The 13268-nt window shown below is 59.3% G+C and carries 8 protein-coding genes; 4 read left to right on the top strand and 4 right to left on the bottom strand.

What is annotated here, in order from left to right:
• Window positions 1–100: 100 nt before the first annotated feature.
• The 4 genes from I9H07_RS01515 (at window position 101) to I9H07_RS01500 (ending at window position 5276) form a co-directional block, all read left to right on the top strand.
• Complete coding sequence (locus tag I9H07_RS01515) at window positions 101–1354, top strand: MFS transporter (RefSeq protein WP_236425132.1); 1254 nt, start codon at window positions 101–103, stop codon at window positions 1352–1354.
• A gap of 232 nt (window positions 1355–1586) precedes the next feature.
• The gene (locus I9H07_RS01510) at window positions 1587–2936 is read left to right on the top strand and encodes a GntP family permease (RefSeq protein WP_236425133.1); all 1350 of its coding nucleotides are present in this window, start codon (window positions 1587–1589) and stop codon (window positions 2934–2936) included.
• Window positions 2937–3797 carry a MurR/RpiR family transcriptional regulator gene (locus I9H07_RS01505; protein ID WP_024674915.1) on the top strand — a complete coding sequence of 287 codons (861 nt, stop codon included), beginning with the start codon at window positions 2937–2939 and terminating at the stop codon, window positions 3795–3797.
• A 3-nt stretch (window positions 3798–3800) separates the two neighbouring features.
• Window positions 3801–5276, top strand: a complete 1476-nt coding sequence (locus I9H07_RS01500) for an N-acyl-D-amino-acid deacylase family protein (protein ID WP_024674916.1) — start codon at window positions 3801–3803, stop codon at window positions 5274–5276.
• Between the two features lie 60 nt (window positions 5277–5336).
• Here the strand turns inward: I9H07_RS01500 and hemE are convergent, their stop codons facing one another.
• The 4 genes from hemE to I9H07_RS01480 form a co-directional block, all read right to left on the bottom strand.
• Window positions 5337–6401: a uroporphyrinogen decarboxylase gene (gene hemE / locus I9H07_RS01495; RefSeq protein WP_024674917.1), complete on the bottom strand. Its 1065-nt coding sequence runs from the start codon at window positions 6399–6401 to the stop codon at window positions 5337–5339.
• A gap of 133 nt (window positions 6402–6534) precedes the next feature.
• Window positions 6535–9768: a dermonecrotic toxin domain-containing protein gene (locus tag I9H07_RS01490; protein ID WP_236425134.1), complete on the bottom strand. Its 3234-nt coding sequence runs from the start codon at window positions 9766–9768 to the stop codon at window positions 6535–6537.
• A 327-nt stretch (window positions 9769–10095) separates the two neighbouring features.
• The gene (locus I9H07_RS01485) at window positions 10096–11643 is read right to left on the bottom strand and encodes an amidase family protein (RefSeq protein ID WP_236425135.1); all 1548 of its coding nucleotides are present in this window, start codon (window positions 11641–11643) and stop codon (window positions 10096–10098) included.
• Window positions 11644–11808: 165 nt separating this feature from the next.
• Window positions 11809–13227, bottom strand: coding sequence for an FAD-dependent oxidoreductase (locus I9H07_RS01480; RefSeq protein WP_024674920.1), 1419 nt, complete (start codon window positions 13225–13227; stop codon window positions 11809–11811).
• Window positions 13228–13268 lie beyond the last annotated feature (41 nt).

The following is a 13268-nucleotide window of genomic DNA, read 5'->3' as shown; positions in this document are numbered from 1 at the left end:
CGTTTTACCTATCAAACAGGTCGAACAATATATTGGATGGAATGATTGGCGGGCTATATGATTTTTCCATTGCCCGCCCCATCGTGCCCCGAGGTCTCCCTTGAATCCTGCCGTCGCCCCGCACACCACCGACCTGCATACGCCTGCCCAGCCGTCCGGCGACAGCTACATCGAAAAGAACACACCGCTGTTCAAACGCACCGCATTGGCACTGTTTGCTGGCGGGTTCTCGACCTTCACCCTGCTGTATTGCGTACAGCCGATGATGCCGACACTGTCCAGCGAGTTCTCGCTCTCGGCAGCCCAGAGCAGCCTGATCCTGTCGGTCGCCACGGCAATGCTCGCCATCGGTCTGCTGATCACCGGGCCGATATCAGACCGGCTCGGGCGCAAGTCGGTGATGGTCATGGCGCTGTTCTGCGCATCGCTGTTCACCATCGCCAGCGCCTTGATGCCCAGTTGGGAGGGCGTGCTCATCACCCGGGCACTGGTCGGCCTGTCGCTGAGCGGGCTGGCGGCAGTGGCGATGACCTACCTGAGCGAGGAAATACATCCCTTGCACCTCGGCCTGGCGATGGGACTGTATATCGGTGGCAGTGCAGTCGGCGGCATGAGCGGCCGATTGATCGTCGGGGTATTGATTGACTACGTGAGCTGGCACGCAGCAATGCTGGTGGTCGGCGGGCTGGCGTTGATCGCAGCCGTGGTGTTCTGGAAAATCCTGCCGGAATCACGCAACTTCCGCCCGCGCTCGCTGCACCCTCGCAGCCTGCTGAATGGCTTTGTCGTGCAGTTTCGGGATGCCGGGCTGCCGCTGCTGTTTCTGGTCGGTTTTCTGCTGATGGGCGCATTCGTCACACTGTTCAACTACATCGCGTATCGCTTGCTGAGCGAGCCCTACAACCTGAGCCAGGCGGTGGTCGGCGTATTTTCGGTGGTGTATCTATCCGGCATCTACAGCTCGGCAAAGATCGGTTCACTGGCCGATAGACTGGGCCGCAGGCAAGTGCTATGGGCCGTGATCGTCATGATGCTGGCAGGCTTGATCCTGACGCTTTTCACGCCTCTGCCGCTGGTCATCCTCGGCGTACTGATCTTCACCTTCGGCTTCTTCGGCGCACACTCTGTGGCCAGCAGCTGGGTCGGCCGCAGGGCCACGACCGCCCGAGGTCAGGCAGCCTCGCTGTACCTGTTCTGCTACTACGCCGGCTCCAGCGTGGCCGGAACCGGCGGCGGCGTGTTCTGGCACTACGCGGGCTGGAACGGCATCGGGCTGTTTATCGGCGTGTTGCTGTTGATTGCTCTGGGGGTGGCTTTGCGGCTGGCAAGGTTGCAGCCGCTGGGAACCACATAAAAGCCAGGCAAGAAATTTATTTTCATATATTTGTTTATATTTCATTTTCGTGTAATTTATTTTCATCACGAAAACAGAGATAAAAACAATGAATGCCTGTGATCGCCCTGAAACCTTGCTGCTCCCTTTTCTTGCGTCATCCCTGCCGAGTACTCACGGGTCGCCTCCAGGCTGACGGCTTCAGCCGTTGGTGTTGCGCCCTCGCCCCTCTACTCTGCAAGGAACCGTCGCTATGTCGCCGTCACCCGGTATGTCGCTGTTGGTCTACGCCGCTGTCGCAATCATTGCCTTGATCGTGCTGATCGCGCGCTATCGTCTCAATCCGTTTATCGTCATTACGCTGGTTTCGGTCGGTCTGGCGCTGGTTGCCGGGATGCCGGCCAGTGGTGTGGTTGCCTCGTATGAAGCAGGGGTCGGCAAAACACTCGGGCATATTGCGCTGGTGGTTGCACTGGGCACGATGCTTGGCAAGATGATGGCCGAGTCCGGCGGTGCCGAGCAGGTGGCGCGTACCCTGATTGACCGCTTTGGTGAACGAAACGCGCACTGGGCGATGGTCTGTATTGCGTTTCTGGTGGGTTTGCCGCTGTTTTTCGAGGTGGGCTTCGTGCTGCTGGTGCCGATTGCCTTTACCGTAGCGCGCCGTGTCGGGGTGTCGATTCTAATGGTCGGCTTGCCGATGGTCGCCGGCCTGTCGGTCGTACACGCGCTGGTGCCGCCGCACCCTGCGGCGATGCTGGCTGTGCAGGCTTATCAGGCATCGGTCGGGCAAACCTTGTTCTACGCCATTCTGATCGGTATACCCACGGCCATTATCGCCGGCCCGGTGTATGCAAAATTCATTGTGCCGCGCATCCATCTGCCTGCTGAAAACCCGATGGCCAGGCAGTTCCTCGACCGCGAACCACGGCAAAAACTGCCCAGCTTCGGCCTGACCATGGCAACCATTCTGTTGCCGGTGGTGCTGATGTTACTGGGCGGCTGGGCCAACCTGATCAGCACGCCGGGCAGTGCCTTCAATGGCTTCCTGTTGTTCATCGGTAACTCGGTGATCGCCCTGCTGCTGGCCACGTCGCTGAGTTTCTGGACGCTGGGCATCGCGCAGGGTTTCAATCGCGACTCGATCCTGAAATTCACCAATGAATGCCTCGCGCCGACCGCCAGTATCACCTTGCTGGTCGGTGCCGGTGGCGGCTTGAACCGCATCCTGATCGACAGCGGCGTGACCAATCAGATCGTTGGCCTGGCGCAGGACTTTCATCTGTCACCCTTGCTGATGGGCTGGCTGTTCGCGGCATTGATGCGCGTTGCGACGGGCTCGGCGACGGTGGCGATGACCACCGCATCAGGCATCGTTGCACCGGTTGCGATGGGCCTCGGTTATCCGCACCCTGAGTTGCTGGTGCTGGCAACGGGCGCGGGCTCAGTGATCTTTTCCCACGTCAACGACGGCGGTTTCTGGCTTATCAAGGAATACTTCAACATGACCGTAGCGCAAACATTCAAGACCTGGACGGTACTGGAGACGCTGATTTCCATTGTCGCCTTTGCCTTGACGCTGGGCCTGGCACAGGTGCTCTGAGTGGACATTCTGTACCAGATACGTGCCCGTCAGGAGTCACTCAGCGCAGGCGAAGGCCGGATCGCCAGGCTGCTGCTCAGCGACATTGCCTTTGCTGCCAGTGCCAGCCTGGATGAGCTGGCCAGCCGCGCCGAGGTCAGCAGCGCTACATTGTCGCGCTTTGCACGCAGCATCGGTTGCCGGGATTTACGCGACTTGCGGCTGCAACTGGCCCAGGCCAGCGCGGTCGGCAGTCGCTTTCTTCATCCGGAACAGGCTCCAGAACAGTCAGCCTTTTTCACCCAGATTGTCGGCGACATCGAAGCCACGTTGCGTCAGCACCTGGCCGGGTTTGATGCGTCGCGCTTTGCGGCGGCCGTGGCATGTGTCGCTGAGGCAAGCATGATTCATGCGTTCGGCATGGGCGGATGCTCCAGCCTGTGCAGCGAGGAACTGCAAACCCGGCTGGTGCGCCTGGGCTACCCGGTAGCGGCCTGCCGCGATCCGGTGATGATGCGCATGATTGCCGCCACGTTCGGCCCGCAACACAGTTTGATTGTCTGCTCGCTCAGTGGCCGTACGCCAGAACTGCTCGACGCGGTGGCCCTGGCGCGCAGCTATGGCGCCCGCGTGCTGGCTATCACCTTGCCCGACTCACCCCTGGCCCAACTGGCCGAGGTGGTGTTGCCGCTGCAGATTGCTGAAACCAATTTCATCTACAAACCCACGGCAGCACGTTACGGCATGCTGCTCACCATCGATGTGCTGGCCACTGAACTGGCGTTGTTGAACCCTGAAGATAATCAGGAGCGGCTGCGCCGGATCAAACTCGCGCTGGATGAATACCGTGGCGGCGAAGACGGCCTGCCACTGGGAGACTGAACCATGCTGTATGACCTGATCATTCGTGACGCACTGGTGATCGATGGCAGTGATACGCCGGGGGTGCGCGCCGATGTGGCGATCAGCGACGGACGCATCCAGCGCATCGGCAGCCTGACCGATGCCCGTGCGCGGGAAGAGACGGATGCTGCGGGTCGCGTACTGGCCCCCGGATTTATCGACGTGCACACCCATGACGACACGGTGGTCATTCGCAGACCCGAGATGCTGCCCAAGATCAGCCAGGGCGTCACTACGGTTATTGTCGGTAACTGCGGGATCAGCGCGTCCCCCGTTTCGCTGAGCGGCAACCCGCCCGACCCGATGAACCTGCTGGGCGACGCGGCGGCGTTTGTCTATCCACGTTTCGCCGACTACCGCGCAGCCGTGGATAACGCCCGGCCGGCCGTGAACGTGGCCGCACTGATCGGTCATACGGCACTGCGCAGCAACCACATGGATGACCTGTTGCGTAGCGCCAGCCTGGAAGAGATCGCTGCAATGCGCGAACAGTTACGCGACAGCCTCGAAGCCGGGGCGCTGGGGTTGTCGACCGGCCTGGCGTACGCCTCGGCGTTCTCGGCCGAAACCAGCGAGGTCAAGCAATTGGCCGAAGAGCTCACCGCGTTTGGCGCGATCTACACCACCCACTTGCGCAGCGAGTTCGAGCCCGTGCTGGAGGCCATGGCAGAGGCATTCGATATCGGCCGCCATGCGCGCTCGCCAGTGGTGATTTCGCACATGAAATGCGCGGGCGCAGGTAACTGGGGCCGCAGCCCGCAACTGCTGGCGGCGCTGGAAAAAGCCGCGCAGGACCATCCGGTAGGCTGCGATTGCTATCCCTATGCGGCCAGCTCTTCGACGCTGGACCTTAAACAGGTCACCGACGCTTTCCGCATTACCATCACCTGGTCAACGCCGCACCCGGACCAGGGCGGCCGGGATCTACAGGACATTGCTGCCGACTGGGGGCTGTCTTTACAGGCCACCGCCCGCAAGTTGCAACCTGCGGGCGCGGTGTATTACGGCATGGATGAGGGCGACGTCGAGCGGATCATGTCGCACCCGCTGTCGATGATCGGCTCCGATGGCCTTCCGGAAGACCCGTTTCCCCATCCGCGCCTATGGGGAGCGTTCCCCCGGGTACTCGGCCACTTCAGCCGGGACAAGGGACTGTTTGCACTGCACACCGCCGTACACAAAATGACCGGGATTTCGGCAGCGCGCTTCGCCTTGCATGAACGCGGGCTGATCCGCGAGGGCTATTGGGCGGATCTGGTGTTGTTCAACCCGCACACCGTGCGTGACGTCGCGGACTTCAAAGACCCCCAGCGAGCGGCAGAAGGCATTGACGGCGTTTGGGTCAACGGCCACTTGAGCTATGCCGAAGGCAAGCCGCAAGGCCAGCGTCAGGGTAGATTCCTGCCGCGCAGCGGTTCATTGAGGGACGGTTTTACCGATGGAAAAACGCCGACGTAGCCGTCGGCGCTGACCAGGATGGATGCGTCTTGAGCTATCGACGCATCGTTATCTCAACAGTTACTGATGATACTGCGCCGACAACTCATGCACCGCTTCGATGAAGGCACCGGCATTGGCCGGGTCGACTTCAGGGGTGATGCCGTGGCCGAGGTTGAAGACATGGCCGGTGCCGCTGCCGTAGCTGGCAAGGATGCGCGCGACTTCCTTACGAATGGCTTCCGGGCGGGCATAGAGCACGGTCGGGTCCATGTTGCCTTGCAGCGAAACCTTGCTGCCGACACGCTGACGCGCTTCGCCGATGTCGCAGGTCCAGTCCAGGCCAAGTGTGTCAGCACCGATATCGGCGATGCTTTCCAGCCACAGACCGCCACCTTTGGTGAAGACGATAACCGGCACCTTGCGGCCGTCGTTTTCGCGAATCAGGCCGTTGACGATCTTGCGCATGTAGGCCAGCGAGAACTCCTGATACGCCGCTGAAGACAGGCTGCCGCCCCAACTGTCGAAAATTTGTACAGCCTGGGCACCGGCCAGAATCTGGCCGTTCAGGTACGAGGTCACCGACTGTGCCAGTTTGTCGAGCAGCAGGTGCATGGCCTGCGGGTTGTCGTAGAGCATGGCCTTGGACTTGCGGAAGTCCTTGGAGGAGCCGCCTTCGACCATGTAAGTCGCCAGGGTCCATGGGCTGCCCGCGAAACCTATCAATGGCACTCGACCGTTGAGTTCACGGCGAATGGTGCTGACTGCATCCATCACGTAGCCCAGGTCTTGTTGGGCATCCGGGATCGGCAGTGCTTCGATATCGGCCAGTGTCCTGACGGTTTTCTTGAAACGCGGGCCTTCGCCGGTCTCGAAGTACAGGCCCAGGCCCATCGCATCGGGAATGGTCAGGATGTCGGAAAACAGGATCGCTGCGTCCAGCGGGTATCGATCGAGCGGCTGCAGGGTGACTTCACAGGCGAACTGCGGGTTCTTGCACAGGCTCATGAAGTCCCCGGCACTGGCGCGGCTGGCACGGTATTCCGGCAAGTAGCGGCCCGCCTGACGCATCATCCATACCGGTGTGACGTCTACGGGTTGCTTGAGCAAAGCGCGAAGGAAACGGTCGTTCTTCAGGGCAGTCATGTCGGCATCCGCAATAAAAGTGCGCGCATTTTCTCAGAGCGCGACGCAAAAGGCACGGCGAGAGCCGTGCCTTTTGTCTATCGGGGCGATTTGCGTTAGTTAAACGCCGCGGCTGAGTGTGCCGCAGCGGTACCTAGCCTCTCTTTTTGTGGGTGTCCTTGATGTTTACAGCCTTGATGACGCCCTTTTTGCTTGGCTCGAGTATCAAGCGCCATTTCCCCCGTCCGGTACTCCCGCCGATGCTGGGAAGATCCAGCGAAAAACCCGTGTCACCATGCTTATGCAGACTGCCGTTGCCGTCATCCAGGAATCTTTTAACTGCCTTCTCGACCGCAGCGACAAGGTCACCGTCGATGTCTTTCAGAGCGTTATTGAAGTTGCGACTTTCAAAGAACCCCTCTAGATCAATCTCGTACCTCTTTACGCGGTGACCGTTGTCCGGCGATCCGCTATCGCTGCCCGAGCCACTGGAGGACTTGGGTTTTGAATGCTTCTTGCCACCGCGCAATCCTACCGAGGCGTGTACCCACACATTTTGCCTGTCGAGCTGAATCGGCAATTGGTAATACGCATCTGGCCGGCGCGGATCGATCACCCGCCACGCGGCGGAGTCGGCGTCGTACCTGACGGCATAGGCTTTACCGTTCTGCACGGCATAAAAACGGCTTGCCGCACCGTCCGGAGTCTTTTCGTAAACACCTTTGTAAAAGCCGTCATCGCGTAATTTCAACCCGCCGGGGATTTTTGCCACGGCGGTTTTCGGATCGAGGACAGAACGACCAATAGAGTTCGCCGCGGGCGTCTTGACCCGTCGTCCCTTGGGCAGCGCCAATCCATCGGCCAGTAGCAGCGCCGCCTGGACCAAATACAGCGGCGCGCTTGCCTTGTCGGCAGCCGTCGTTGCGACGCCCTGCCATATGGCATAAAAACTGCGCAACGCGGCAATCGGCAGCCTCACCTTGAAAGGTGCGAAGGTGAGCACGATGTCACCAACGGCTTTGGTGATTTCCCAGGCGCTCTCCCAATTGGTTTCCCATGTGGTGTTGGTCTGTTCATCGACAGCAGAAATCACCCGTGCGACTTCAGACTCATAAACCGCATCGAGAAAACTGCCGGTGCAGGGCTGCAGTTCCATGAACAGCGTGTCACGGCCAGAGGTCAGGACGCGCCTGACATGGGCCTGGGACGTTAGAGGTGCCCTGCTCACCAGATAGTCCAGCAATTCAGGCTCAAGCAGTACTTGTTGCTGAAATGCCTGCGTATCGCTCACTTCCCGGAAGCATCTGCCGTCGGGCACCTGCGGAGTGAACACCACCAGGCTGGCCACGCTGGAGAGAGACTCCGCGCCGACCAGCAATATGCCGCTCAATGTCACACCATTGATCGACAACTGACTGACCTGAATACGGTGCCCCTCCACCGCCGCACGATCATTGCCTTCAGCCGGGTGATCCAGCACGGCGGCGAGCCATTTGTAACCTCTGTTCGCCAACTCGGGAGGAAGCCCGCCATCGCCAAGAAAGTCTCCGGCCATTTTTGCTTCGAGGGCATCCAGACGCATCTGTGCGCGCATGACGCTCGCGAAACGTTCGCGGTGCCATTGCCCGGCTGTCGAGGTCAATAATTCAGTGTTGAGGAATCGGACATAGTTTTCGCCGACGTTCAGATCACGAATCAGACTGAACAGATAACCGGCGCTCAAAAAGCTGATCAGTTGCTCCTGATCGTCAAACGCGCGACCGGTGAGCAGAAAGTTGATATCGGTAACGGCAATGTTTTCCAGAGACAGCTCCGTCAGGCTGCGCTGCTGCGTTTCAATATTCGGCTCGACTTCTGAAGGACCGACGTAGGTGTAATCCGTATCAATGATAATGCCTGGGTCAATCTCGATGCTCGCGGTGTGGACAGTGATAGCGTCAGGGTCCACTGCCACCCCATGGTCGAGCAGGATTCGCTCCTGGAGTTTCTCGCGCGCATATTTGCGCAACAGATCAGGCTCTCCGTACCCGGAAGGATCGAGCAGCTCCGGCGCCTGAGCCTCGAGCAATGCCTGAGTGTAATCCTGCACTGCCGCTTTCCAGCGTTGCTTTTCGACATCCGCCGCATTCGCGAACCACTCGGGTAGAAACCCGCTTTCGATTTCAGTCGGCTTTTCGGGGTCAAACCAGCCGCGATTTTCCTTGATGGCGAGGCGGGTCAGAAGGTCGCGAAAACTCTTGACGTCCTGTTCGAACTGCATGCCCAGCAGTGCTCGTTGTTCGGCCTTCAACTGCGCACTGATCGCCAGATAAAAGCTGTCGGTGCCCTCTTTGAATGAGGTGATTTCACCGTTGCCGATGTCCTGTGCACTGTAATTGCCGTAGTTGTCATGCAGCAAAACGATGCTCGTATCGTCAGGGCCTGGGGTGAGATACCGGGTCATGCCGGAGTCGATGATCACCAGCTCTCGTCCCAAGGTGTCAGCCAGCAGCTGACCGGCAAGGTCGCGGGCCAGCTCATCCGTATGGATATTGAAACTGCGCGTTCGCGCCAGACCATCGATAGCCAGACTGCTGCGCCACTCATCCAGAGAAATGTTCAGCGCTTCGCCAAGAGCATCCGGCAATAGCGTTTTCTCCAGCAAGTCGGCTGTCTCCTGCTCCGTCAACGGCATCTGCTCCAGCAACTCCTCAAGACGTGCGACCGGAACCTCGGGGCATAAGGCACACAGCACACCCAGCGTCGGAGTCAGAAAAATCTGCTGGCGAACCCACAATGGCAGGAGAGGGTTACGCGTGCGGGTATCCAGCTGGCTTTTCGAAACGCCCTCATTCGCCGCCACCAGGGCATCGAACAACAGCGGCCTCTGGTCTTTTGCCAAGCCGGCGATCTGCTCACGCAGGGTCACTATTCGTCCGGCGACACTGTGGCTGCCCGGAAAGTTACCGCCCATCCCGAGGTCAGAACCCGCAGGCAACTGGCTGAACACCAAGTGCAGCAGCGGCTCCTCAGCGGAGATCGGAACATCATCCGGCGCGACATAAGCGTCACCGTTTTGCATCAGGACAATACTGTTCTGAACGACGCGGTCATCGCTGCCCTTCAGAAAAACCGCAAGCACTTCGTCGTTCTCGTTGTGAATCCTGATCGACAGGTCTGCTGGCCATTCAGGCAACTGAACCAGCAAGGCAAACAAGGCGTCATCGCCGTCATCCGGAAAAAAATCTTTCTCTGTGAAGCGCTCGACGAACTGGTCGATGATGCGGTCGGCCCTTTCCCGGTTGCGGTGTTCGCGGACGGCAACGCTACTGGGCGTGAACCTGTCCGGGCCGAGAGATTGCTGTTCAGTGGAGCGCGCAAGCTTGCCCATGGGTGCTGCTTTCAACATGGCTATTTCCTTATAGCGACATGGATGGCGGGAGTATCGAAGGCTTAAGCTCCCGATGAGGATCAGGAGCTTAAGCCTTTTCAGGAGCGGGTACAGGGGGCGGAAAAAAGCTGTAAACAATCACCTGTCGCATACGCCGCAACAGGCCTTGACCGGGGTTCGGGGAAGGGGTTGAAAGCTTGATACACCGCCCTTGGCAGGGCGGTGTATCTCGATGAAAAGCGCGTTGTAATACCGGGATCGAGTTATTTCAAAACGTCACAAACCCGTTTTCCGAGCCCCGTCGCTGCCATCCAGGCCTGGCCTGCGCCACGCTGGAATAGGGAGTCAATTATCCTGGCTGACACCCGAATGACTCGAAGCTGCAGACGCTGCAAGCGACTGTTCAAGTGCGTAGGCATAGCTCAGCAAATCAGCTTCATCCCAGGCCGTGGAAAGAAAATATAACCCTCTTGGCAGGCCATTCTCTTCGAGCCCGACGGGCACGGTTATTCCCGGATATCCCGCGATTGCGCCAACCGCTTTGAACGAAACCTCTGACCAGTCAATCAGCGCGTCAAGCGCGTGTTGTTGCAGGAGCCCATCGATCAATTGCCGATGGGCAGTGCGCAGACTGGTTGCAATGGACAGGTAATCCTCCTGATCGAGAATCGCGCCCGAGGAGTCGATCATTAAATCCTGGTCATAGGCTTGCGCCCCATCCGACGCGGTGTTGAATGCAATGATGTCATCCAGCGTGCTGACACCCAGCCCGGTGCGTGTGCTCAAGTAAGCGTTAAGCTCACGCTTGAAGTCATGCAGCAGCACTAGATACTCCGGGGTGCTGTCAATCGACGGAACGTCGACTGGAACCAGTATCGCCCCGGCCGAAATCAAACGACTCTTCACCTTTTGGAATTCAGGATCGTCGTCCATCAGCATGCCGTCATGGGTGCGGCTCGAATAGCCCAGGCGCCTGCCATTCAACGCGTCCGCTCTGAGCTGATCGACATAGTTCACGGTGTTAGCGGTGGCTTGGGCGGTGGCGTCGTCGAGAGGGTCGGTGCCGCTCATCGCCGTCAGCAGGATGGCGGCATCCGTGACCGTTCGCGCCATGGGTCCGGGGGTGTCCTGACGACTGGAGAGCGGAATCATGCCGGTGCGGCTGAGCAGACCCAGCGTAGGCCTCAGCCCTATCACACCACTCGTGGCGGCAGGCTGGATGATCGACCCATTAGTCTCGGTACCCACTGCCAGGGGTGAAAATCCAGCCGCAAGGCCCACTGCCGAACCGGAGCTGGAGCCAAGCGGATCAGCGCTCAGGTCATAGGGATGACGCGTCTGCCCGCCGCGACCACTCCAGCCGCTCGGCACCTCGTATCCACGGAAATACGCCCATTCGCTGAGATTGGCCTTGCCGATAATGATCGCGCCGGCCTCGCGAAGCCGCTGCACCACAAAAGCATCGCGTTGCGCAGGCAAGCCGACCATCGAGAGAGAGCCCGCAGTGGTCTGCATCTGATCGCCCGTATCGAGATTGTCTTTCACCAGTACGGGAATGCCGTGCAGCGGCCCACGTTCCTCACCGCGAGAACGCTCTTCATCCATTTGCGCGGCTAGCTGGAGCGCGTCGGGGTTGATTTCAATGACCGCGTTAAGCGCCGGGCCATTTTTGTTCAGCGCTTCGATGCGCTGGAGCAGGTCTGTCACCAGCCCGGCAGAGGTCAGGCTGCCTGCGCTCATGCGTCGCTGGAGCTCGACACTGGATTCAAAGTAAACCGCCTTGTTTTCGATGATCGAACCGAAAACCGGTCCATCGAAGCTGGCGTGCGCCTGGCTGGCAAATGTGCAAGACGCTATCGAGAGCGCGAGACAGAAACCAAACTGATTTTTCATGATGTCCTTCCTTGGTTGATAAAACGCTCGTCTTGAGCGAGTTACACCGAGCTTAGGAAGGAGGGGGCAGAAGGGATGTCAGAGAAATCGGTAAATCACCCGTGATAGGTAGACGCTTGTTGCCAGAGCGCGCCTTGGTAGCGGCACGCTCTGGCAACACAAGGCTCAGACCCCGAGGTAATCCATGATCCCTTCAGCCGCATTGCGGCCTTCGAAGATCGCAGTCACCACCAGATCAGACCCGCGCACCATATCGCCACCGGCGAAGATTTTCGGGTTGCTGGTCTGGTGCTTGTACTGCGCCTGTTCCGGGGCTACGACACGCCCCTGGCTGTCCGTGCTGACGGTGAACTGCTCGAACCAGGGCGCAGGGCTTGGCCGGAAACCGAAGGCGATGACCACGGCGTCTGCCGGGATGATTTCTTCGGAGCCCGGAATCGGCTCGGGGCTGCGACGGCCACGGGCATCGGGTTCGCCGAGACGGGTCTCGACCACTTTCACACCTTCGACCTTGCCTTCACCGACGATGGCGATAGGCTGGCGGTTGTAGAGGAAACGAACGCCTTCTTCCTTGGCGTTCTTCACTTCCTTGCGCGAGCCCGGCATGTTTTCTTCGTCGCGACGATAAGCGCAGGTCACCGATTTGGCGCCCTGACGAATCGAGGTACGGTTACAGTCCATCGCCGTATCGCCGCCGCCCAGTACAACAACACGCTTGCCCTTCATGTCGACAAAGTCTTCCGGGGCCTTTTCGAAGCCGAGGTTACGGTTGACGTTGGCAATCAGGAAGTCGAGTGCGTCGTGTACGCCTGGCAGGTCTTCACCGGCAAAACCACCCTTCATGTAGGTGTAGGTGCCCATGCCCATGAACACAGCATCGTATTCTTCCAGCAGTTGATCGATGGTGACGTCCTTGCCGACTTCGGTATTGAGCCGGAACTCAATACCCATGCCGGTGAACACTTCACGTCGATGGCTCAACACGGTTTTTTCCAGCTTGAACTCCGGAATACCGAAGGTCAGCAGACCGCCGATTTCCGGGTTCTTGTCGAACACCACCGGGGTCACGCCGCCACGTACCAGCACGTCGGCACAGCCCAGGCCCGCAGGCCCTGCACCAATGATCGCAACGCGCTTGCCGGTCGGCACGACCTTGGACATGTCCGGACGCCAGCCCATGGCGAAGGCGGTATCGGTGATGTACTTCTCGACCGAACCGATAGTGACCGCGCCGAAACCGTCGTTCAGCGTGCAGGCACCTTCACACAGGCGATCCTGCGGGCAGACACGACCGCAGACTTCCGGCAGGGTGTTGGTCTGGTGAGACAATTCCGCCGCCGCAAGAATATTGCCTTCGGCGACCAGCTTGAGCCAGTTGGGAATGAAGTTGTGCACCGGGCACTTCCACTCGCAATACGGGTTGCCGCACCCCAGACAACGGTGCGCCTGATCGGCGGACTGCTGGGGTTTGAACGGTTCGTAGATTTCCACGAACTCTTTCTTGCGTTGACGCAGCAGTTTCTTCTTCGGATCTTTACGCCCGACGTCGATGAACTGGAAGTCGTTACTGAGACGTTCAGCCATTCTCTGGAGCCTCTTTGCGGCAGCTTCAAGCGACACGCTTC

The sequence above is a fragment of the Pseudomonas syringae genome (assembly GCF_023278085.1).
GTDB lineage: Bacteria > Pseudomonadota > Gammaproteobacteria > Pseudomonadales > Pseudomonadaceae > Aquipseudomonas > Aquipseudomonas syringae_Q.
Note: the sequence above shows the minus strand (reverse complement) of the source record. Positions and strands in the feature narration are given on the sequence as shown.